Genomic DNA, 22611 nt, shown 5'->3' with positions numbered 1-22611 from the left:
GCTACGTCAAACCTTCGTCGGGAATATTCAACACCGTACCGCAGGCCTTGCAGTGAACCGCATCGCTGTCGTGGCGCTGTAATCCGCAGGTGGGACAAGCAAACCGCACCTTGTTGGGCGAGAGCAGCGCGCGGGCAAGATTGAAAAACAGGGTGACTCCGAAAATCATGATGACGACCGAGATCATGCGGCCGACAGTCCCGTGCAGGGTGATGTCGCCAAAGCCGGTCGTCGTCAGCGCGGTGACGGTGAAATAGAGCGCGTCGGCATAATTCGATATCTGAGGGTTACGGAATTTTTGGGTCTCATAGACGATCGCAGTCATCACGAAGATGAAGACCGCCAGATTGGTCACCGCGAAGATCACTTCCTCGTTGCGCCGGAAGAATGAACTATCCTGGCGTAGCCGCACCAGCATCTGGTAGTCTCGCAGCAGCCGCAGCGTTCGCAGGATCCGTAGAAAACCACCGGCCTCTCCGGCCAGCGGCGCCAGGAATGAAATGATCGCGACGACATCCGTCCATGTCGAGAAGCGTGTGAACTCCAGTATTCGATGCCGGCTGACGAGCAGCCGCGCGGAAAAATCCGCCAGTATCACGATGCCGAACAGGACATCGAGTATTTCAGTGATATTGTTGGAGGGAAAAAACGACGTCGCGATGATGAACAGGACGGTTACGGTATCGAACGTCAGTAGTGCGTAGCGAAAACGGACGCCTTCCGGCGTTGCACCCACGTAGAGCTGTCGGACATTGTTCTGGAGCGAGGCAAATGACATGGCGCATATTCACCGCTCACATGCGTCATTGCAAATGATGTTGGTGGCGACCATGAAAAACTGCGTGCCAGCCCTCCTCCCACCAGACGTCACTTCCTGTTAGCCGCCTCGCGCTCGATGAAAGCAACCTCTACGCCTTTCTTCAGCAGCTTGGCCAGCTTGTCGGCATCCCAGTTGGTGAGACGCACGCAGCCGTGAGATTCCGCCTTGCTTATTTTCGACGGATTTGCCGTGCCGTGAATGCCGTAGCCTTCCGCGGAAAGTCCGATCCACTGCGTTCCGACAGGATTGTTCGGCCCGGGCTTGATCGTGAAGGCGCGCCTGGATCTGACTTCCTTGAACTTATAATCCGGGTTGTAGCGGTAGTACGGGCGGGCATCGATCGAGATCACCTTGAGCACGCCGCTCGGGGTCGGCTTTTCCTCGCTTCCGACGGTTGCGGGAAAGAAGGCGATCAGGTCTGAATTCGCGAACGCCTTGACGGTCTGGGAGCTCTTGTCGACCTCGACACGGGTTGCAATTGGTTTCGTCTCTTTCGCCATCACATTGATTACCGAGATCGTTTGGTCGGCCTGGTCGAATTTCTTGCCGGGGTTGAGGGCCGCTAGCAGCGCCTCGCTCATGTGAAATTTTTCGGCGATGGCCTCGCGCGGGCTGGTGTAATTGAGCGCCTTCAGCCCTTTCATGTTTTCCATCCTGGCGGGCAGCTTCTTTAGGAACGGCCCCTTCACGTCTGCCGCTGCGATCTTGTAGTCGACGACGATGGCATCCGCGCTGGTCGCGATCAAAGCGCTCCAGACCTCCGTGGTCAGCGGCTGCTTGTTGACGACGAGGCCTTTGGCCTCGGCGAACGCCCGCAAGGCTTTCTGGGCGTTTTCGCCGAGCTTGCCGTCGATCTCGCCCGGCGAAAAATTAGCGCGGTCGAGCAGCACCTGGGCCTTGACGACAATGGGATCGATCTTGTCGTTGGCCGGCGGCTTGCCCCTGAACTCCGCGTTGTTGACCGCCGCCGCATCGGGGCCCGCGAAGGCTGGGTGGACAAAGCAGGCGAGCAGGATCAGCCCGGCAAACAAGCGGATCATCGGCAATCTCCGAAATACAGACGATAAGCATTTCGGCGCGTCAGAGTTCCGTGTTGCCGAGGGGGCGCGCATCCGCGCGACCTATAGGTTGCTGCATCCGGACATTCGCTTAATCAGGCCGGATCATCTCGAACATGTTTTCCGGCTTGATCTCGAAATAGTCGCCGCGGCGGCCGGCGCGGACGATCGGATGGGCGAGGCCGGTCTGGTAGACGCCATCCTTGATGAAGGCCTTGTCGATGTGGACGGCGACGACTTCGCCGAGCGTCAGCCAGGCCTGTGCCTTTTCGCCGTCCTTGCCCTGCAACTGGATGATCTGCGTCAGCTTGCATTCGAAGGCAACAGGGCTTTCCGCCACCCGGGGCACGTTGACGAGCTTGCAAGACGCGGCCGTAAGGCCCGCGAGCTTGAACTCATCGACTTCAGGGGCAACGTGGGCCGCCGTCGCGTTCATCTGCTTCGCCAGATCCATCGTGGCGAGATTCCAGACGAACTCCCCGGTCTCCTGGATATTGCCCGCGCTGTCTTTCCAGTTGGTGGAGGAAAAGCCGATAATCGGCGGGTGGTAGCAGAAGGCATTGAAGAAGCTGTAAGGCGCCAGATTGATGTTGCCCTTGCCATCGCGCGAGGAAATCCACCCGATCGGGCGCGGCGCGATGATGGCGTTGAAGGGGTCGTGCTTGAGGCCGTGGCCGTTCTTCGGCTCGTAGAAATGCAGGTCTTTTGGGCTCTTGGCGTCCATTCCACCTCGTCCTTCTTCGTCATTGCCTGCGACAAACGCGAAGCGTTTGCGCAAGGGAGCGCTTGCGACGAAGCAATCCAGTCACGGCACGCGGCGCGACGGATTGCTTCCGCCTTCGCTAAAGCTAGGGCGGACAAGTCGCTTCGCTCGCAATGACGGTGGAGTCAAGTGGCGGAGAGCTCAATTCGCCTTGGCACGCGGCGAGAGGCCGGCAATGACGAAATCGATCATTTCGTCGATCGTCGGGCCGGGCTTGGTGGCGCATTGCGCGATCATCTGCGGGTGGAAGAACCGCATCATCGCAGTGCAGGCGCAGAGCGAGGCGAGCTGCAAATCGGCAACCTCGAACTCGCCGGAGGCGGCGCCCTGCCCGATCACCTGGCCGATAGTCCGGGCAACCATCTCCATATGGGCGACGCAGACGCCCCAGTCCTCCTGCATCGCGATCTCGACCATCTCATGCAGCTTGGAATCGCCGACATAGCGCTCGGTGTTCATGCGATTGATGGTCTTGATCATCTGGCGGAGGCGAACCGACGCCGGCCCGGCCGCCTGCGCGATCCGTTGCGCCTCGACCTCGACCTCGCCCATCAGCGTCCGCGCCACGCCCTCGTGGATCGCCTTCTTCGAATCGAAGAAGCGATAGACGTTGGCGGGGCTCATCCGCAATTCCTTGGCAATGTCGGCGACCGTCGTCTTCTGGTAGCCGATCTGCCTGAACAGACGCTCCGCCACCACGAGGATCTTCTCGCGGGTGTCAGTCTCGATGTGTTCCGAAATCAGCGTCATGTCAGCTCTCAATGTTCAATTATTCTGCGGCGTCGGCAAGCGGAATTGCATGCGAACCCTTGGGACGCTCCTTGGCCTGATGTTGCGCCGCAAGATCGGGCTGCTCGGCCTGACCGCTTTCTTCCAGGCTCTTCCTGAACCACAGGGCGTAAAGGCCCGGCAGGTACAGCAGGGTCAGGAAGGTTGCAACGAACAAGCCGCCCATGATGGTGATCGCCATCGGCCCCCAGAAGGCGGAACGCGACAGCGGGATCATGGCCAGGATCGCCGCCAGCGCCGTCAGCACCACCGGCCGGGCGCGCCGGACGGTGGCTTCGACGATGGCCTCCTTCCGCGTCAGGCCTTGGGAAACGTCGGCCTCAATCTGATCGACCAGGATGACGGCGTTGCGCATGATCATGCCGGCCAGCGCGATCAGCCCGAGCAGCGCCACGAAGCCGAACGGCTGGTTGGCAATGTTGAGACCAAGCGAGGCGCCGACGATGCCGAGCGGCGCGGTCAGGAACACCAGAATCAGACGCGAGAAGCTCTGCAACTGGATCATCAGCAGGGTGAGCATCACCAGCGCCATCAGCGGAAACAGCAGGGCGATCGAAGCGTTGCCCTTCTCGGATTCCTCGAACGCGCCGCCCGGCTCGATCCGGTAGGCCGGCTCGAGTTGGTCGCGGATTTCCTTCAGTTTCGGCCAGATCTGGTTGGTGACGTCGGGCGCCTGCACGCCGTCGACGACGTCGGTACGCACCGTGATCGCCATATCGCGGTTGCGCCGCCACATGATCGGCTCCTCATGGGAGTACTCGATCCTGGCAATCTGCTGCAGCGGTACGGCGACGCCGTTGCGCGACGTCACGGTCAGCTCGCCGACGCGGCCGAGGTCCAGCCGCTCCGACGGTACCGCACGCGCGACCACGCCGACCTTCTCGATGCCGTCGCGGATGGTGGTGACTGGCGCACCGGAGATCAGCATGGCGAGCGCCTGCGAGACGTCCTGCGGGGTGAGGCCGAGCGCCCTCGCCCGGTCCTGATCGACCACGAGCTTCAGGTAAGGCGACTGCTCGTTCCAGTCGAGTTGCGGTTCCACGACATTGGGATTTTGCTTCATGACATCGCGGACCTTGTAGGCGATGTCGCGCACGGTGTTGGCGTCGGGGCCGATCACGCGGAACTGGACGGGGAAACCGACCGGCGGGCCGAAATTGAAGCGGTCGATGCGAACGCGCGCTTCGGACAGTTCGCCCTCGGCGACCGCCTTCTCCAGCCGCGCCTTGATCCGCTCACGGGCCTCGACGTCCTTGGAGACGATCACGATCTCGGCAAATGCCTCGTTGGGCAGTTGCGGATTGAGGCCGAGCCAGAAGCGTGGCGAACCCTGACCGACATAGGCGGTGTAGGTCGCGATATCCTTGTCGTCCTTCAAGAGCGCCTCGGCCTTCTTGACGGACTTTTCCGTGACGTTGAAGGCGGTGCCTTCCGGGAGGCGTAGTTGCAGGAACAGCTCGGGTCGCTCCGACAGCGGGAAGAACTGCTGCTGCACATTGCCAAAGCCCACGATCGACAGCGCGAACACGCCGACCGTCGCTGCCACCACCTTGATACGGTGGTCGACGCACCACTGCACCACGGCGCGCAAGCCGCGATACATCCGCGTCTCGTAGATCGCGTGCGGATCGTGGTTGTGGTGGACCGCAATGTTGGGCAACAGCTTCACGCCGATATAGGGCGTGAAGATCACCGCGACAAACCAGGAGGCGACCAGCGAGATCGCCACGATCCAGAAGATGCCGCCGGCATATTCGCCGACCGCCGAATTGGCAAAGCCGATGGGGAGGAAGCCAGCGGCCGTGACCAGCGTTCCCGTGAGCATCGGAAACGCAGTTGATTCCCAGGCAAAAGCGGCCGCGCGAACGCGGTCCCAGCCCTGCTCCATTTTTACTACCATCATCTCGACTGCGATGATGGCGTCGTCGACCAGAAGGCCGAGCGCGATGATCAAGGCGCCAAGCGTGATGCGGTGCAGGTCGATCGACATCGCGTTCATGACGATGAAGACGATCGCCAGCACCAGCGGCACCGACGTTGCCACCACGATGCCGGTGCGCCAGCCGAGCGCGACGAACGAGACGAACAGCACGATCGCCAGCGCCTCGATGAAGGAATGCACGAACTCGCCAACCGCGCGCTCGACCACCTTTGGCTGGTCGGCGATCTGTTCGACCTCGATGCCCTGCGGCACGGCTTTCATGAAATCGTTAGTCGCCTTCTCGACATCCTCGCCGAGCTGAAGGATGTTGGCACCCTTGGTGGTGACGACGCCGATGCCGATCGCGGGCTTGCCTTCCTGGCGGGCGACGAAGGTCGGGGGATCGACGAAGCCGTGGGTGACGGTCGCGATATCGCCGAGCCGAAACACGCGGCCGTTGCTTTCAACCGGGGTTTCCGCAACTGCCTTGACGCCATCGAGCGCGCCGGTGACGCGCAATGGCACGCGCTGCGAGGAAGTCTCCACGGTGCCCGCGGGCGTGACGTTGTTCTGCTTGGCGAGCGAATCGAACAGCGCCTGCGGCGTGATGCCGAGCGTTGCCAGCTTGGCGTGGGAGAATTCGACGAAGATGCGCTCGTCCTGGGTGCCGTAAAGATTGACCTTGGTGACGCCGGGAACCTTCAACAGGCGCTGGCGCATGCCTTCGGCAGCCTTCTTCAATTGCGCGTAGTCGGCGCCGTCGCCGGTCATCATGTAGAGAATGGAATCGACGTCGGAGAATTCGTCGTTGACGTTCGGCCCGAGCAGCCCTGCGGGCAACTGGCCCTGCACGTCAGCGAGCTTCTTGCGCAACAGATAAAACAGATAGGGCACGTCCTTCGGCGGCGTCGAATCCTTGAAGGTGACCTGCAGCGCCGTGAACGACGGCTTGGAATAGGTCTGCACCTTCTCGAAGAACGGCAATTCCTGCAGCTTCTTTTCGATGGGGTCGGCGACCTGGGTCTGCATTTCGTGCGCGGTCGCGCCCGGCCAGATCGCAGAAACGTTCACCACCTTCACGGTGAAGAACGGATCCTCGGCGCGGCCGAGCCGCTGATAGGAGAAGAAGCCGGCGACGCCGAGCACGATCATCAGGAACAGAATCAGGGTCGGATGGCTTACCGCCCAGCCCGAAAGATTGAAGCGCTTCATGTCACTCTCCAACTTCGAAATACGTTTGCACTTCCACCGTCATTGCGAGCGTTCGCTCCTCGCAATGACGGCGCGGGTTAATTGACGGGGCTAGAACGACAGCGACGAGACCACCCGAACCTTCTGGGCCGGATCGAGCTTCTGCACGCCGAGCGCAACCACCTTGGCGCCTTCGTTGACGCCGCCTGAAATCACGACGGCATTGCTCTCGTAGGATTTCACGACGACCGGCTTCAGTGCGATCGCGCCGGAATCGTCGACGATATAGAGCGCGGGATTGCTGCCCTGGCTGAACAGCGCCGACAGCGGCAGTTTTGCCACGCGCTCGCTGGCCGCATCGGCAAGCGTCAGAGTGGCGGTCATGCCAAGCGAGACCTTGTCGTCGGCCTCCGGCAGCGAGAATTTGGCCAGATAGGTCCGCGTCGCAGGGTCTGCGGAAGGCGCGATCTCGCGCAACTTCGCGGCATATTTCTTTTCCGAATCCGTCCACAGCGTCACGGTGGCGGTGCCGGACTTGGCGCGGCCGACCAGCGTCTCGGGAATCGCGACCACTGCTTCCTTCTCGGCAAAGCGGGCAACTCGGACCGCGGTCTGGCCGGCGGCGACGACCTGGCCGGGGTCGATCAAGGTCGCGGTGACCACGCCGCGGGTATCGGCGACCAGCGTTGCATAGGACAGCGAGTTCTTGGTGAGTTCGACCTGCCGCTCGGCGCGATTGAGGCGTGCGCGCGCTTCATCGGCGGCGGCGCGGCTCTGATCCATCTGGGCGTCGGTGGTCCAGCCCTTGGCGCGCAGATCCTTGGCGCGCTGTTCGGCGGCGCCAGCCTGCGCCAGCACGCCGGTGGCGGCGCGGAATTCGGCCTCCGCCTGTTCGGCCTGCAGCTTCAGATCGACTTCATCGAGGGTGGCGAGCGGCTGGCCAACGTCCACGGTCTGGCCGACCTCGACCAGGCGACGGGCAACCTTGCCGGGGACGCGGAAGCCCATGTCGGTCTCGATCCGGGGACGGATGGTCCCAACGAAACTGCGTTCCGGCGTCTCGGCCGCATAATGCACGGTGGCAACCAGAACCGGGCGCCCGGGAGCGGCCGCCTCAGTCGCTTTTTCATTGCAGCCAGCCAGCACGAACACCGCAAACGCCAGAAAGGCTCCCGTCAAGAGCCTGTAATAGCTAGAGAAAATGGACCGGGCGAACATTGAACTCTCCATCGCGGACACTGATGGCGAGTATTGAATGGCGAATGACGAATGTCAATATTCGTCAGCGATCATGAATTCGTGAGGGAACGTGAAGTTAAGAGTTAACGGCCTCCTAAGGGGAATTGGCTCCGGACGGCCTGCTCTTAACCCGGCACAGGGCTCAGGCAGTCCTCGCGCCGAACGCCGCACTGGAGCAGTCCCCGACCCGGCCATGCGGCTTTCGCCCCGCCCGCATTAAGCGCGTCGAGCTTTACTGCGAGACTTCTTTGCGGTGGCCTTCTTCGCGCTTCTCGCAGCCTTGCTCGCTGGCCTTGATTTCTGGCTGCTCGACTTCCTTGCGGCTGACCTTTTCGCCGTCTTCTTGGCGCCCCGCGCCTGTGCGGTTCGAGTCTTGGCGGCTCCGGCCTTCGCAGCTCGAGTCTTCGCAGTCCGAGTCTTGGCTGCTCGAGACTTGGCCGTTCGAGTCTTGGCCGTTCGAGACTTGGCAGCTCTGGCTTTCGCGGCCCTGGCCACCGGCGCGCTGCGCCGTTGTTTCGTTGCGCGCTTCCGCCGTGCGGGCGCGGCTGCGGTCGGCGGCACCATCAGCGGATCGGACACAAGACCGTCGGCGGCAAGCGGCACGTAGCCTGCCGCGCGTTCGTCGGCCTTGAACCCCGGCTCGTCGGCTTTCAGCGCCTGGCTGGCAGCTTCCGTTGCGGTGTTCGCAATCTCCTTCACCGTGTCGGTGAATTTCTCCAGAACCGATTTGTCCTTGCCCATGTCGCCCTCCCGGGCTGTGGCACATGGAACTAACCGATGAGGCGGAGTCGGGTTCCTGAACGCAAACGCTACTCCCCCAACTGAAACCGCTCGAAGCGATCCAGCTCTTCCTCGATGCGCCGCTTGTAGTCCTTGCGCGCCGCCCTCACCGCACCCTTGCCGACCCAGCTCCATTTCTGCATCAGGAGTTTCTTGTTCTGGCGGTCGGTTTTGAGATCGATGGCGGCGACGATGTCTTCGCCGACCAGCACCGGCAGCGCAAAATAGCCGAACAGGCGCTTCTCCTTCGGCACATAGGCCTCGAAGCGGTGGCCGTAATCGAAGAACAGTTCGGTGCGCTTGCGCTGAATGATCAGGGGATCGAACGGCGAAAGAATGTGCACCGGGCCATCGCTTACATCCGCCGTCCCATTCGCCTCCAGCACTTCCGGCCGGGCCCAGTGCTCCTGCTTGCCTGCGCCTTCGAGCGCGACCGGAACCAGTTCCTTGCGCCGCACCCGCGCCTCGATCAGGCGCCGCACCGCCGGCTTGCTCGGCGCGTCGAGATGACAGACGGAATCCAGGCTGACGACGCCTTGGGAGCGAAGCGCGCGGTCGAGCAGGTAGGCGGTGATCTCCACCGAGGGAGCCGGCTTTGGCGGCTTGTCCCAACCGAAATGCCGCGTCATCAGCTCATAGGTCTTGAGCATGCCGGTGCGTTCGGAGATCGTCACCTCGCCGGTGTAGAAGGCAAGCTGCAGCGCCCGTTTCGAGGGTTTTCGGCTCTGCCATAGATGCTCTTTCTCGGTCAGAATGTCGTCCTCGATGTCGCGGATCGTGAGCGCGCCATCGCGCCGCAACAGCCGCATCACCTTGCGGGTGTCCTCCGGCTTGACGGAAGCAAACCATGGGTGGCCTTCGCGCCGGTGCTCTCGCATCGCCGGAACGAAGAAGCGAAAATCCTTCGCCGGCACATAGGACAGGGCGTGGGTCCAGTATTCGAACACGCTCTTGTCGACGCTCTGCGCCTGGCGCAGGTCGGCGCGGGCGTAAGCCGGGATGCGGCTATAGAGAATGTGGTGATGACAGCGCTCGATGACGTGGATGGTGTCGATCTGCACATAGCCCAGATGGTCTACCGCGGCCGCGACCGCCTGCGGTCCGGCGCCGAACGGTTCGCTGGTGTCGAGCCGTTGAGCGTGCAGCCAGATTCGCCGGGCTTCCAGCTTGGTCAGGGGATGGGGTTTAGTCGCGCGGGGCATCGCACGGCAATGTAGCGGGATTCGCGCGTGTGGGGAGTCCCGGGTTCCCTGACCGCCGCCTCGCGGCGCGAACTCACCTCACCGCTTCTGCTGCTCTCCGACGCTGCCGGTTGCGATCTCGGCCTCGCAGGAGGCGCGACCGGGCTGCGGCGCATGGCATTTGTAGACATGGCCGGTGAGGCGATCGACCAGCCACGCGCTCTCCTCCGTCGGGCTTTCAAACCCGACATAGCGGCTGCCGAGCGCGTTGAGCAGCGTCGACAGCAAGATTGCAGCGGCGATCATCGCCGCGCCGATCAGTGTTGGCATTGAACTTCCGGAACCGGCTGGCTCCGATGCGCTGGTGCGATGACCCAGATACTCACGCTGACGTTTGACTGACTGTAACACCCGGCCCGCCCGTTTGGTTGCCCCGAACGAATTCTTCTTCAGATTTTTTGCGAGCAGTTTTGCTAGACGCGCATCTGGCCGATTTGTTGTCCACAGATCGGCGCCGGCGCGACGAGCCGCTTTTTTCTTTTCCAAAGTCAGCGGCGGGAAGTGATGGAGCGGCCCGTTATCCGGCGAAGCGTCGTTGCCCGCTGCTCAGACCGTTCAGTCACGACAGCGTTAGCTAGCGCCGCGACCTCCGGCGTCACCGGACTCGACTTCGACATCAGGCAGCCTTCACCAATGTGATTTGAATCACATTGCCTGCTTTGAACCCGTCCTATCGTCGCAGCATCAAAACGTCATGCACGCCAGTTTGCAGGCGTTAACAGTGAGGATTACGACAATGACCCGCTTTCTCTCGATCATGACTATCGGCGCCGCGCTGTCGATGACGGCGGGGCTGGCCGTCGCCGGCGACACCGTCTCGGCCGACAAGATCCTGGATGCTCTGAAGCCGAAGCCGGGCGCGACCCGCGGCCTTTCGACCGGCCCGCAGCAGCCGGTGGATGCTGCCGCAAAGGCCAAGGAAGTCGGCTTCGTCGACACCCTACGCAACCGCAAGACCCGGTCGCTGTCGCTCGGCGAGCGCCAGGAAATCGCGGAACTTGCCGCAAGCAAGCCGAAGATCGATCTCGAAATTCAGTTCGACTACAATTCGGCCGACATCAGCAAGAACTCGGTTTCCGCGGTGCAGGAGCTCGGCAAGGCACTCTCCGATTCGAGCCTGAAGGGTTCGACCTTCGTGGTCGCCGGTCATACCGACGCGATCGGCAGCGAGGCCTACAACCAGGATCTTTCCGAGCGCCGTGCCGATACGATCAAGAACTACCTGACCGAGAAGTATGGCATCGCCGGTTCCAATCTCGTGACGGTCGGTTACGGCGAGACCAAGCCGAAGGATGCGAACGCGCCGATGGACCCGACCAACCGCCGCGTTCAGGTCGTCAACATGGATAGCAAGACCGCCTCCAAGTGAGGTTTTGAAAGGTGAGGTCTTGAAAGCCGATCCGCCTGCCGCGCCAGCGGCAGGCGGATTTTCCATGGCTAAACCGCGCGAGTGGCCGCCTCAAATCCAGTTCTGGAAGATCATCAGGCGGCTGAACGTCGCCATCGAGGTACCTATGAACGCGGCCGATATCGGCAACATTGCGGCAAAGCCGGCAAAGCCGATTGCAACATAAGCCCATAGCACCCAACCGGGCATTCTGCCGCGTTTCAAGGCATACACCAGCGCAAAGCTCGCTGTGGTCGCCGCCGGCAGATAGTAATAGATGAAGCCGAGCGTTCGCGGCAGCAATGCCCATGCGAGGTATGGGCCGAAATAGAACGCCAGTATCAGGAAGGCGTCGACCCGTCGCGTCACGATCCAGTCGCGCAGGCAGATCGCGACCGCAATCAGCGCCGGCCACAGGATCAGCGGGTTGCCGAGGAAGACCACGGCGGCGATACGGTCTTCGTCGATCTTGTCGAACAGATACCAGACCGGACGCACCAGGAACGGCCACGACGGCCATGAACTCATGTAAGTGTGCCCCGCGATCGCGGTCGTCGTGTTGTCGCTGAGGATGCGTCTCTGGGCTTCCAGAATATCCGCGATCGATAGTCCATAAAGCGGAATGAAGGTCGCGACATAAACCACCGTCGGAACCAAAACGAAGCACAGGGCGAAATGCCAGGCGTTGAAGCCGGACCAGAGATCGGGCCGGTACCAATCCTCCGGCCGGGCATCCGCGAAGTGAGTGCGCCAGCTTTGCATCAAGCGGATCACGGCGACGATGGCGATGCAGACTGCGAGCGCGAACAGCCCGCTCCATTTGCAGCCGGCCGACAGGCCAAAGGCGATCCCGGCAAGCGCGAACCACAGATGCGGCCGCTCTCTTCGAAAGCCATGCATGAATGCCGCGATGGCGAACAGGCCGAAAGCGAGCGCGAAAATATCCAGCATCGCGATCCGCGATTGCACGAACAGCATCTGATTGAAAAAGGCGAGCAGGCTCGCCGCAATCGCCGGGCCCTGAGCGGCGAACAGCGCCAGGCCGCACAGATACACCCCTACAACAGCGAGGGATCCGAACAATACGGCGGGATACCGCCAGCCCAGCGGTCCGTCGCCGAATGAATGGATCGACAGAGCGATGAACTGCTTGGCGAGCGGTGGATGCATCGGATTGAGCATCGGCTCTCGCATCACCGGCTCGAGCATCTGCCGCGCCGCCGGGACGTAATGCACCTCGTCGAAATAGAATTTTTCCGGTGCGGTGACGCCGATCAGCATCGCAAAGTGCGCGAGAACAAAAAGAAGTCCCGCGGTGATGCCGGTGCGCATCATCGAATCGGACAGAACAGAAAATGATCGGCTTGCTAGCTTCACGGACGATCTGTCACAGAATTCAGGGACGAGATGACATTGCGGCGAAATTGAGTGTGATGGCTCCCGAATTTTATGTCCATCGCATTGAACGCGTTTCGATTTCGCAATCGCTAACCCGCGGGCGAGCCAGCCGCGCGAGTGATAATTCTGCCACATCGAACGCGCGTGCGACCCTGTGCGATGTCGGGATAAGTCGATCGGCTTTGAAATGAATTTGAATTTCTGTAACTGCTTTTGTTCGCCGTCTGCGGTTGGCCTGGTTACTGATCGCTCCAGCGTACGCGCAAACGCGCGTCGGCGAAGCGGCCGTCGTCACGCGATGAGGTCTAACAGAGGTGTAGGGTGGGCAAAGGCGCGATAGCGCTGTGCCCACCATCTCTCGGTGGATCGCGAACGTAATGGTGGGCACGCTATCGCTTTGCCCACCCTACGATTCCTGCATTCATATCAGGCGGCGGCCGTGGCGGACTGAGCAGCGGTTGCGGCCGCTACATCCATCCACATCACTTCCCAATGGTGGCCGTCGGGATCTTCGAAACTGCGACCGTACATGAAGCCGTAATCCTGTTTCGGGCCCGGATCGGCGCCGCCGCCTGCGCTTTGCGCCTTGCTGACCATGTCGTCTACCGCCTCACGGCTGTCGGCAGAAAGGCAGATCAGAACCTGGCTGGTGGCCTTGGCGTCGGCGATCTTCTTCGGGGTGAACTGGCGGTATTTGTCGTGCGTCAGCAGCATGACGTAGATGGTCTCGGAAAACACCATGCAGGACGCCGTGTCATCGCAGAATTGCGGATTCTTTTCGCCGCCGATCGCCTGGTAGAAGGCGGTCGAGCGGGCGAGATCGCTGACAGGCAGATTGACGAAGATCATTTTAGCCATGATGGGCTCCTTTTCGCGGGGGTCGGACCTAGGACGAACGGACGGAAGACAGGTCCGACATCCCGTTTCAAATTATTTTCTGGCGGCGAGTTGGCGCGCGTTCACTGGAACCCGGCGGCGAATGGCCGCTACTTGCCCTTGAAATCAGGCTTGCGCTTTTCGGCAAACGCCTTGACGCCTTCCTTGAGGTCGTCGCTGTCGCGCACGACGTCAAGCAGCCGGCGCACCTCGGCGACCGTCTCCAGGGGTCCCTTCGGCATCGCATCGCGGGCGAGCTTCTTCAGGGCCTGAACCACCAGCGGCGCGTTGGCGGCGATTTTTGCGGCCATCTCCTGGGCGAGCACGACATGCCGCCCCTTCGGCGCGACCTTGTTGACGAAGCCAATCTGATAGGCCCGCTCCGCCGACATTTCCTCACCGACCAGCAGGAATTCCATGGCGATCTTGTGCGGCATGCGCGCCATCACCGAGGAGACGCCGCCGGCGGTGGTGCCGATCTTGCCCTCGGGGTAGATGAAGCGCGTCGTCTCCGAGGCCACGCACATGTCGGCCATCTGCACCAGCACGAAGGCGCCGCCGACGACCCATCCGGATGTGGCGGCAATGACCGGCTTGTCCAGCTCGACGCCCAAGCCGGGCACCGCGTGCCACATGTTGACAGGGAGATCCTTCACGTCGGCGCCGACCGAGAAATACGCCTCCTCCGACGAGGCGAGCACCGCCACGCGATCGTCGCTGTCGTGAAAACGCTGCCAGGCCTGCCGCAGTTCGTCGCACAAGGCGTTGTTGAGCGCGTTGTGCGAGGATCTGCGATCCATCGTGATGGTGGCGACGTGGCCCGTGCTCTCGTAGCGAACAAGCGTCATGGGATTCTCTCAAGCGGCGGCGATGCCAGGTAACGTTGCAATCGTTACTTCTTCTCGGCGGGATCGCGGTGCACGGGATCGACCCACAGCACCGTCTCCGGCTTTTCCACCGGCTCGATGTCGAGATTGATCGCCACCGCCTCGCCGTCAGAGCGCACCAGCACGCATTCCAGCACCTCGTCGCGGCTGGCATTGATCTCCTGATGCGGCACGTAGGGCGGTACGAAGATGAAATCGCCGGGGCCGGCCTCGGCGGTGAACTGCAGATGTTCGCCCCAGCGCATCCGCGCCTTGCCTTTCACGACATAGATGATGCTTTCGAGATGGCCGTGGTGATGCGCGCCTGTCTTGGCATCGGGCCGGATCGTCACCGTGCCCGCCCACAATTTCTGCGCGCCGACGCGGGCGAAATTGATCGCGGCCTTGCGGTCCATGCCCGCGGTCGAGGGCACGTTGGGATCGAGCTGATTACCGGGAATCACGCGGACGCCGTCATGTTTCCAGCGCTCGTCGTGATCGTGGGAGTGATGCGAATGGGTGTGGTCATGCGTGCCGGTCATTGGGCGCCTTCTCGAAATATCGTTTGTCCCGGACGGTATCGAAATCCGGGGCCGCAAACCAGAAGATTAAGGGAGCCGGCGGCGCATAGGCGTCCCGGTTTTCGTCATGGCCGGGCGCACCCCGCCTATTCAACGCCGTCTGGACATCACATCCGGATTGACGACATTCGTCGGTGTTCCGGCGGCATACGCAACGATCTGATCGAAGATATCGGTGAACTGGATTTCGTATTCGTCGCGCGAGACGTAGCCGAGATGCGGCGTGCAGATCACGTTGTCCATGTTCAGGAGCGGATCGTTGACGTCGCGGAGCGGCTCCTTTTCGTAGACGTCCACCGCCGCCATGCCAGGTCTTCCGGCGCGCAGTGCATTGACCAGCGCGTTCGGCTCGATCAGCGGCGCACGGCTGGTGTTGACCAGAAGCGCCGACGGCTTCATGCGCGCCAGATCTTCTGCTTTCACGATGCCGCGCGTGGCATCGACGAGCCGCATGTGCAGCGAAAGCACGTCGCATCGTTCGAAGAAATCAGCCTTGCTTGCAGCGGTCTCGTATCCGTCGGCGCGGGCCTTCGCCATGGCCGGTTCGCGCGCCCATACCAGCACGTTCATGCCGAACGCCTTGCCGTAGCCGGCGACGACGGCACCGATCCGCCCATAGCCATAAATGCCGAGCGTCTTGCCACGCAGCGTGTGGCCGACGCCGATCTGCCATTTGCCGGCCTTGAGCGCCGCCATCTGCTGCGGAATGGCGCGCATAGCCGCCAGGATCAAGCCCCAGGTGAATTCGGCGGTCGCATAGGATGGCGTATCGGCATGCTGGCTCGACGACACGATGATGCCGAGCCGGGTGCAGGTATCGATGTCGATATGGGGATAGACGCTGCGCTGGCTGATCAGCTTCAGTTTCGGCAGACGCTCCAGCAGCGGCGTCCGGATCTGCGTGCGCTCGCGGATTAGCACCAGCGCCTCGGTATCGCGCAGGCGCTCCGCCAGCGCATCGACATCCTGGACGTGATCGTTCCAGATCGTGACGTCGTGTCCGGCCAGCTTGCCGAAACAATCGAGGGTGCGCAGCGTGTCGAAATAGTCGTCGAGGATCGAGACCTTCACGATGCGCTCCCTCGTTCAGTGTGCGGCTACTTCACCGCCAGCAATTCGACGTCGAACATCAGCGTCGCATTCGGCGGAATGACGCCGCCGGCGCCGCGCGCGCCGTAGCCGAGCGCGGGCGGAATGATCAGCGTGCGCTTGCCGCCGACGTTCATCGATGCGACGCCCTCATCCCAACCGGCGATCACCTGGCGCTGGCCGATCTTGAACTCGAACGGCTCGTTACGGTCGACGGAGGAATCGAACTTCTTGCCCTTCTGACCATTCTCGTAGAGCCAGCCGGTGTAATGCATGACGCAGGTCTGGCCGGTCTTGGGCGAGGCGCCGGTGCCGACCTTGCTGTCGATGATCTGCAAGCCTGAAGCAGTGGTCATGGGTTTTCCTGCGGTCTGGGCCGCTGCCATCCTGATGGCAGCGGGCGTGGAAACCGCGGCTGCCACGGCGGCAAGTGCGGTCCGGAAGATCGTGCGTCGCGAGAAGCGCATCTGTTGAACCTCTTTCTGGATAGACGGAGCTTCTAGACGCTCAGTAACCCAGCGCGCAACCGTCCTTGCGGGGATCGGAACCGCCGGTCAGCGTACCCTTGTCCCAGTCGATCCAGATAGCCTGGCCGCCGCCGAGCGGACCGACCACGCTCGTGGTCTTGTGGCCGATCTTCTTCAAGCCCTCGACGATCTCGGCCGGCACGCTGTCCTCGAGCTGGTAGACGCCCTCGTAATGCAGGCCGCGCGGCATATCGATGGCTTCCTGCACATCGCAGCCATAGTCCAGAATGTTGGTCAGCACGTGCGTCTGCCCCACCGGCTGATACTGTCCGCCCATCACGCCGAATGGCATAACCGCGCGGCCGTTCTTGGTCGCGAGCGACGGGATGATGGTGTGCAGCGGCCGCTTGCCCGGCGCGATGCAGTTGGGATGGCCGGGCTGGATCCGGAAGCCGCCGGCGCGATTCTGCAGGAGGATGCCGGTCTTGTTGGAAACGATCGCCGAACCGAACGAATGCGCGATCGAGTTGATGAACGAGCAGACGTTGCGGTCCTTGTCGACCACCGTGATGTAGACGGTCGACGGGTTCATCGGCGGCGCGACGTTGGGCAATTCGAGCAGCCGGTCCATCCTGATGTTCTTGATGTGCTCGTCGGCGAATTCCTTGGCGAGGATGCCGGCGACATCGACATGAACATGCTGCGGATCGGCGACGTGCTGCTCGCGCATCATGTAGGCGATGCGCGCGGCTTCCGCCTCCAGATGGAAACGCTCGACGCTGAGCGGCGCGAATTTCGTCAAATCGAAGCGGGAGAGGATGTTCAGCATCACCAGCATGGTGATGCCAGGACCGTTCGGCGGGCACTGCCAGACATCGTGCCCCTTGTACATCGTGCCGATCGGCGATGTCGTCTCGGTCGAATGTGCGGCGAAATCTTCCAGCGTGTGCAGGCCGCCGATGCCGCGCAGCGTCTCCACCATATCCGCGGCGATCTCGCCGGTATAAAACGCGTCGCGTCCGTTCTTGGCGATCGCACGCAGGGTCTTTCCCAGTTCGGGCTGGTGGATCATGTCGCCGGCGACCGCGGGCTTGCCGTGCGGCAGCAGATAGCGCTCGGTGTTGGTGCCGTTCTTCAGCTTCTCGAACTGGTTCTTCCAGTCGAAAGCAATACGGGGCGCGACGACGTAGCCTTCCTCGGCAGCCTTGATCGCGGGCTGCAGAAGCGTGTCGAGTCCCATCTTGCCGTGGTCGCGCAGGATCGTCTCCCAGGCGTCGATCGCGCCGGGAATGCTCACCGCATGCGCCGAGGTCAGCGGCACCGAATGGATCTTGCGTTCGAGGTACCATTCGGCCTTGGCCGCCATCGGCGCGCGGCCGGAGCCGTTATAGGCGACAATCTTGCCCTCGCCCTTGGGCTGGATCAGCGCAAAGCAATCGCCCCCGATGCCAGTCGATTGCGGCTCGATGACGCCGAGCAGCGCGCAAGCCGCGACCGCGGCGTCCGCCGCCGTGCCACCCGCCCGCATCACGTCGATTGCGGCCAATGCGGCCTCCGGATGCGACGTTGCTACCATCGCGTTCTGGGCATGGACCGTCGAGCGGCCGGCGAAATGGAAATTCCTCATCGCGAGTGCTTTCTTTTCAGCGTTTCTTGAGCATCCCGCGGGAGCATCGGGCGGGTTTACAGACGGTTCTTTGGCATATTCATCCCCGGCAGGGCAATGGCTGGCATGCCAAGAAAAGTCACGATCTCCGTCGCCCCTGCGAAAGCAGGGGCCCATACGCTGTGTCCTATGGAAAAGGCACTGCGGTAGACGCCTTCTGCCATTCCGACGTCTGGTGGTTATGGGTCCCTGCGCCTGTGCGCGATTGCGCACTAGGCAGGGACGACGACGGGGTTTCCCCTGCGCGGCCCGCCTGATAAACGATCGCCATGCCGCTCAAGGTCGCAGCCTTCTATCAATTCGCCGCGCTACCGGACTTCCGGGAGTTGCGCGAGCCGCTGCGCTCGTTTGCTGCAGGCCTCGGGCTGAAGGGCAGCGTGCTGCTGGCGCATGAGGGCATCAACGGCACGGTTGCGGGCGGCGATGCGAGCATCGACGCGTTCGTCGGCGAATTGCAGCACGGCGCCCATTTCGACGGGCGGCTCGGTAATCTCGAACTCAAATTTTCGACCGCTTCCGAGATGCCGTTTCGGCGGCTGAAGATCCGGCTGAAGAAGGAAATCGTCACGCTCGGAGATACTGCGGTCGATCCGACGCAACAGGTCGGCATCTATGTCGAGCCGTCCGACTGGAACGAATTGATCGCAGCGCCCGACACGCTGGTGATCGACACCCGTAACGCGTTCGAAGTGGCGATGGGGACGTTCGAAGGCGCCGTCGACCCCGGCATCAAGAGCTTTGGGCAGTTCAAGGAATTCGCCGCACAGAAGCTCGATCCGGCGAAGCACAAGCGGATTGCGATGTTCTGTACCGGCGGTATCCGATGCGAGAAGGCCAGCGCCTATCTGCTGGCGCACGGATTTGACGAGGTCTATCATCTCAAGGGCGGCATCCTCCGCTATCTCGAAGGCGTACCGGAGAATGAGAGCCGCTGGCGCGGTGAATGCTTCGTGTTCGACGAACGCGTGGCGCTGGGCCACGGCCTGCGGCAGCGGCGAGGGAACGATGGCGCGCACGAATGACGTCACCGCACTGAGCGAGCGCCTCGACGCACTGGAAATACGGGCGACGTTCCAGGATGAGACGATCGAGGTGCTAAACCACACGATTACCGCACAGTGGCACCAGATCGACGCGTTGACGCGCCAATTGGCTGAACTGAAGGAGCGCCTGCGGGAAGCCGAAAACAACTTGCCCGGCCCGGCGAACGAGCCGCCGCCGCATTATTGAAGTACAAACAGAAACGGCCTCCCCTTGGGGAAACCGTTTGCCACGCGAGACGATTCGCGCCATTTTTGCATTAGCGGAAGGCGGCGCGAACCTTGTGCCACAGCGATGGATTCTCGTGTTCGTGATCGGCTTTCGATGGCGCTGGTTGCGCAGCGCTCACGGGGTCTGATGCCGGAAAGGTGTCGACCAGCCCAGCCTCGAGTTTTTCATGGGTTTCCCGGTCGGCCTTCAGCGCTTCGCGAGGATCGTCGGCGTGCTTGTCATGCGCAGCAGGATTGAACTTCTGGGCCATAGGTACCTCCATGAATGAGATAACGGTCCCGTTTTACGCCGGTTCCACGTTTGCCTTCGCTATCCGTCCTTGGCCTCGAGGGAACCTGCGTGTATCAGAGGCGCATCAGCCGCGCCCGCAGGAATCCACGTTTTGTCTCAGAAATCCGTCGTGAAACCTTTTGTCGAAGTGCTCTCCGGCCGCAGGCAGAAGGTGCCGCCGGTGTGGATGATGCGACAGGCCGGCCGCTATCTGCCGGAGTATCGCGAGCTGCGCGCCAAGGCGGGAAGCTTTCTCGACCTGTGCTTTACGCCGGAATATGCTGCCGAGGTAACGCTGCAGCCGATCCGCCGTTTCAACTTCGATGCTGCGATCATCTTTTCCGACATTCTCGTCATTCCCTACGCGCTCGGCCGCTCCGTGCGCTTCGAGGCCGGCGAAGGTCCGCGGCTCGATCCGCTCGATACTCCGGAGCAAGTGGCGGCGCTCGCGCGTCATGCCGATTTCGGCAAGCTCGAACCGGTCTACGAAGCGCTACGCCGCGTGAAGCGCGAGCTCGCATCTGAGATCGCGCTGATCGGTTTCTGCGGCGCGCCCTGGACGGTCGCAACCTACATGGTTGCAGGACAGGGCACGCCGGACCAGGCGCCGGCGCGGATGATGGCCTATCGTCATCCCGAGGCATTCGCTGAAATCATCGACGTGCTGGTGGAGAATTCGATCCAGTATCTGCTCGGCCAGCTCAAGGCCGGCGCCGATTGCTTGCAGATCTTCGACACCTGGGCCGGCGTGCTGCCGCCGCGCGAATTCGAGCGCTGGTCGATCGAGCCGGCGAAGCGCATCGTTGCCGGCGTACGCGCGCAAGTGCCTGATGCCAAGATCATCGGCTTTCCCCGCGGCGCCGGTGCGCTGCTGCCGGCCTATGTGGAGGCAACGGGCGTGAACGCGGTGAGTATCGACTGGGCAGCCGAACCTTCCATGATCCGCGAGCGCGTGCAGAACCGTGTCGCCGTGCAGGGCAATCTCGATCCGCTGGCGTTAATCGCAGGCGGCGCCGCACTCGACCGCGCCATCGACGACGTGCTGGCGAACTACGCGCAAGGACGGCTGATCTTCAACCTCGGCCACGGCATCCAGCCGGAAACCCCGATCGCCCATGTCGAGCAGATGCTCAAGCGGGTGCGGGAGTATAAGGGATGATGCGCGACATCGTCGTCATGCCCGCGAAGGCGGGCATCCAGTAGCCGCCAGCGGAGGTAAGAGCCGAGACGTCACGGCGTACTGGATCATCCGCCTTCGCGGATGATGACAGCGGTGTTTGCCGCTGGCGCGCTGTTGCCTACCGCGCATCCTCCAGAATCATGTCGGACGCCTTCTCGGCGATCATGATGGTCGGCGCGTTGGTATTGCCCGACATCAGGTCCGGCATGATCGAGGCGTCGACCACGCGAAGGCCCTCGATGCCGCGCACGCGCAAGCGCTGGTCGACGACCGCGAGCGCATCGCTGCCCATGCGGCAAGTCGAGGTCGGGTGATAGACCGTGCTGCCGGTGCGGCGGCAGAAGTCGAGCAATTCGTCGTCGCTCTGCACCTTCGAACCCGGATCGACTTCTGAGACCGCGTAAGCCTTCAGCGCAGGGGCTGCGAGGATCTTGCGCAGGATGCGGATGCCGTCGATGAAAGCGCGGCGATCGGTTTCGGTGGCGAGGTAGTTGATGCGGATTTCCGGCGGTTGGGAAGGATCGGCGCTCCTGATGCGCAGCGAGCCGCGGCTTTCGGGGCGCAATTGGCAGACTGATGCGGTGAAGCCGGAAAGCGCGTGAAGTTTCTCGCCCATCTTGTCGGTCGAGAACGGCAGGAAGTGGATCTGAATGTCGGGCGACGCCAGCCGTGGGCTGGTCTTGAAGAAAGCGCCTGACGTGCCGGCGGCGATCGTCAACGGTCCCTTGCGCAAGGCTGCGTACTGAATGCCCGCCATCATTTTGCGGATCGGATTGTTAACGACATCGTTGAGCGTGCACTTTTGCGAACAGCGCGTGATCAGGCGGACCTGCATGTGGTCCTGCAGATCGTTGCCGACGCCGGGCGCGTCGAGCACGATTTCGATGCCATGCTGCTTCAACAGATCCGCCGGTCCGACGCCGGAGAGCTGCAGTAGTTGCGGCGAGTTGTACGCGCCGCTGGAGACCAGAATTTCCTTGCGTGCCCGTGCAGTGCGCACGCGGCCTTCCTGCTTGTACTCGACCGCTTTGGCGCGGCGGCCTTCGAACAGGATGCGCTGTGCCAGCGCGGAAGTCTCGATGTGCAGGTTAGGCCGCTTCCTGGCGGGACGAAGATACGAGAACGCCGTGCTGGCGCGTCGGCCACGCCTTGTCGTGGTCTGGAAGAAGCCTGCGCCTTCCTGGGTCGCGCCATTGAAATCGGGATTGGTCGGAATGCCGGTCTCGGCCGCAGCGATCACAAAGGCTTCCGACAGGGGATCATGATGCCGCCAGTCGGATACCGGCAGCGGACCGTCGGCACCGTGATATTTGTCGGCGCCGCGCTGCTGGTTCTCGGCCTTCTTGAAATAGGGCAGCACGTCGTCATAGCCCCAGCCGGCATTGCCGCGCTGCCGCCATCGATCGTAGTCCTCATGCTGGCCGCGCACATAGAGCAGGCCGTTGATGGAACTGGAGCCGCCGAGCACCTTGCCGCGCGGCTGGAACACCTGCCTCCCGTTCAATCCCGGTTCCGGCTCGGTCTGGTACATCCAGTTGACGGATTTTTCCTTGAACAGTTTGCCGTAGCCGAGCGGCACGTGGATCCAGAGATTGGTGTCCTTCGGCCCGGCCTCCAGCAACAGGACGGAGTACTTGCCGTCGGCCGTCAATCGATTGGCGAGCACGCATCCGGCCGAGCCAGCGCCGACGATGACGTAATCGAATTCGGAAGTGTCATTGTTCTTGTTCATTTGTTTCCCCCGCGGGCGGCCCAAA

The 22611-nt window shown here is 62.2% G+C and carries 22 protein-coding genes; 4 read left to right on the top strand and 18 right to left on the bottom strand.

Annotated elements, in window-relative coordinates:
• Window position 1 precedes the first annotated feature (1 nt).
• From V1277_RS21685 to V1277_RS21645, 9 genes are all read right to left on the bottom strand, one after another.
• Window positions 2-778, bottom strand: coding sequence for a potassium channel family protein (locus V1277_RS21685; protein WP_334418033.1), 777 nt, complete (start codon window positions 776-778; stop codon window positions 2-4).
• 89 nt (window positions 779-867) lie between these two features.
• On the bottom strand, window positions 868-1860 hold the full coding sequence (locus V1277_RS21680) for a L,D-transpeptidase family protein (RefSeq protein ID WP_334418032.1): 993 nt from the start codon (window positions 1858-1860) through the stop codon (window positions 868-870).
• A gap of 109 nt (window positions 1861-1969) precedes the next feature.
• On the bottom strand, window positions 1970-2602 hold the full coding sequence (locus V1277_RS21675) for a flavin reductase family protein (protein WP_334369982.1): 633 nt from the start codon (window positions 2600-2602) through the stop codon (window positions 1970-1972).
• A 180-nt stretch (window positions 2603-2782) separates the two neighbouring features.
• Window positions 2783-3391: a TetR/AcrR family transcriptional regulator gene (locus V1277_RS21670; RefSeq protein ID WP_334418031.1), complete on the bottom strand. Its 609-nt coding sequence runs from the start codon at window positions 3389-3391 to the stop codon at window positions 2783-2785.
• Between the two features lie 19 nt (window positions 3392-3410).
• The gene (locus V1277_RS21665) at window positions 3411-6563 is read right to left on the bottom strand and encodes an efflux RND transporter permease subunit (RefSeq protein WP_334418030.1); all 3153 of its coding nucleotides are present in this window, start codon (window positions 6561-6563) and stop codon (window positions 3411-3413) included.
• 90 nt (window positions 6564-6653) lie between these two features.
• Window positions 6654-7760: an efflux RND transporter periplasmic adaptor subunit gene (locus tag V1277_RS21660; protein WP_334418029.1), complete on the bottom strand. Its 1107-nt coding sequence runs from the start codon at window positions 7758-7760 to the stop codon at window positions 6654-6656.
• 237 nt (window positions 7761-7997) lie between these two features.
• The gene (locus V1277_RS21655; protein WP_334418028.1) at window positions 7998-8522 is read right to left on the bottom strand and encodes a hypothetical protein; all 525 of its coding nucleotides are present in this window, start codon (window positions 8520-8522) and stop codon (window positions 7998-8000) included.
• Between the two features lie 68 nt (window positions 8523-8590).
• The gene (locus V1277_RS21650; RefSeq protein ID WP_334418027.1) at window positions 8591-9763 is read right to left on the bottom strand and encodes a winged helix-turn-helix domain-containing protein; all 1173 of its coding nucleotides are present in this window, start codon (window positions 9761-9763) and stop codon (window positions 8591-8593) included.
• A gap of 78 nt (window positions 9764-9841) precedes the next feature.
• The gene (locus V1277_RS21645) at window positions 9842-10072 is read right to left on the bottom strand and encodes a hypothetical protein (RefSeq protein ID WP_028349533.1); all 231 of its coding nucleotides are present in this window, start codon (window positions 10070-10072) and stop codon (window positions 9842-9844) included.
• Window positions 10073-10538: 466 nt separating this feature from the next.
• Between V1277_RS21645 and V1277_RS21640 the strand changes: the two genes are divergently transcribed.
• Window positions 10539-11171 carry an OmpA family protein gene (locus V1277_RS21640; RefSeq protein ID WP_334418026.1) on the top strand — a complete coding sequence of 211 codons (633 nt, stop codon included), beginning with the start codon at window positions 10539-10541 and terminating at the stop codon, window positions 11169-11171.
• 90 nt (window positions 11172-11261) lie between these two features.
• Here V1277_RS21640 and V1277_RS21635 read toward each other — a convergent pair whose 3' ends face one another.
• The 7 genes from V1277_RS21635 to ggt form a co-directional block, all read right to left on the bottom strand.
• Window positions 11262-12521, bottom strand: coding sequence for a phospholipid carrier-dependent glycosyltransferase (locus V1277_RS21635; protein ID WP_442894507.1), 1260 nt, complete (start codon window positions 12519-12521; stop codon window positions 11262-11264).
• A 492-nt stretch (window positions 12522-13013) separates the two neighbouring features.
• Complete coding sequence (locus V1277_RS21630) at window positions 13014-13445, bottom strand: VOC family protein (protein ID WP_334418025.1); 432 nt, start codon at window positions 13443-13445, stop codon at window positions 13014-13016.
• Window positions 13446-13573: 128 nt separating this feature from the next.
• On the bottom strand, window positions 13574-14311 hold the full coding sequence (locus tag V1277_RS21625) for an enoyl-CoA hydratase/isomerase family protein (RefSeq protein WP_334418024.1): 738 nt from the start codon (window positions 14309-14311) through the stop codon (window positions 13574-13576).
• 44 nt (window positions 14312-14355) lie between these two features.
• The gene (locus V1277_RS21620; protein WP_028349528.1) at window positions 14356-14871 is read right to left on the bottom strand and encodes a cupin domain-containing protein; all 516 of its coding nucleotides are present in this window, start codon (window positions 14869-14871) and stop codon (window positions 14356-14358) included.
• A gap of 129 nt (window positions 14872-15000) precedes the next feature.
• On the bottom strand, window positions 15001-15981 hold the full coding sequence (locus tag V1277_RS21615; RefSeq protein ID WP_334418023.1) for a D-2-hydroxyacid dehydrogenase family protein: 981 nt from the start codon (window positions 15979-15981) through the stop codon (window positions 15001-15003).
• 26 nt (window positions 15982-16007) lie between these two features.
• Window positions 16008-16466 (bottom strand): FKBP-type peptidyl-prolyl cis-trans isomerase, encoded by a 459-nt coding sequence (locus V1277_RS21610; RefSeq protein WP_334418021.1) that lies wholly within the window; start codon window positions 16464-16466, stop codon window positions 16008-16010.
• Window positions 16467-16506: 40 nt separating this feature from the next.
• Window positions 16507-18093 carry a gamma-glutamyltransferase gene (ggt, locus tag V1277_RS21605; RefSeq protein ID WP_334418020.1) on the bottom strand — a complete coding sequence of 529 codons (1587 nt, stop codon included), beginning with the start codon at window positions 18091-18093 and terminating at the stop codon, window positions 16507-16509.
• A gap of 308 nt (window positions 18094-18401) precedes the next feature.
• On the opposite strand from ggt, the gene trhO reads away from it, so the two are divergent.
• Window positions 18402-19154, top strand: coding sequence for an oxygen-dependent tRNA uridine(34) hydroxylase TrhO (trhO, locus tag V1277_RS21600; RefSeq protein WP_334418019.1), 753 nt, complete (start codon window positions 18402-18404; stop codon window positions 19152-19154).
• The gene (locus tag V1277_RS21595) at window positions 19138-19362 is read left to right on the top strand and encodes a SlyX family protein (RefSeq protein WP_334418018.1); all 225 of its coding nucleotides are present in this window, start codon (window positions 19138-19140) and stop codon (window positions 19360-19362) included. The genes trhO and V1277_RS21595 overlap by 17 nt, the downstream gene beginning before the upstream one ends.
• 70 nt (window positions 19363-19432) lie before the next feature.
• Here V1277_RS21595 and V1277_RS21590 read toward each other — a convergent pair whose 3' ends face one another.
• Window positions 19433-19654: a hypothetical protein gene (locus V1277_RS21590; protein WP_334367330.1), complete on the bottom strand. Its 222-nt coding sequence runs from the start codon at window positions 19652-19654 to the stop codon at window positions 19433-19435.
• Between the two features lie 132 nt (window positions 19655-19786).
• Between V1277_RS21590 and hemE the strand changes: the two genes are divergently transcribed.
• Window positions 19787-20833 carry a uroporphyrinogen decarboxylase gene (hemE, locus tag V1277_RS21585; RefSeq protein WP_334418017.1) on the top strand — a complete coding sequence of 349 codons (1047 nt, stop codon included), beginning with the start codon at window positions 19787-19789 and terminating at the stop codon, window positions 20831-20833.
• 139 nt (window positions 20834-20972) lie between these two features.
• Here the strand turns inward: hemE and V1277_RS21580 are convergent, their stop codons facing one another.
• Window positions 20973-22586 (bottom strand): GMC family oxidoreductase, encoded by a 1614-nt coding sequence (locus V1277_RS21580; RefSeq protein ID WP_334369999.1) that lies wholly within the window; start codon window positions 22584-22586, stop codon window positions 20973-20975.
• Window positions 22587-22611: the final 25 nt, after the last annotated feature.

It is taken from the genome of Bradyrhizobium sp. AZCC 1588 (assembly GCF_036924735.1).
Classification (GTDB): Bacteria; Pseudomonadota; Alphaproteobacteria; order Rhizobiales; family Xanthobacteraceae; genus Bradyrhizobium.
Note: the sequence above shows the minus strand (reverse complement) of the source record. Positions and strands in the feature narration are given on the sequence as shown.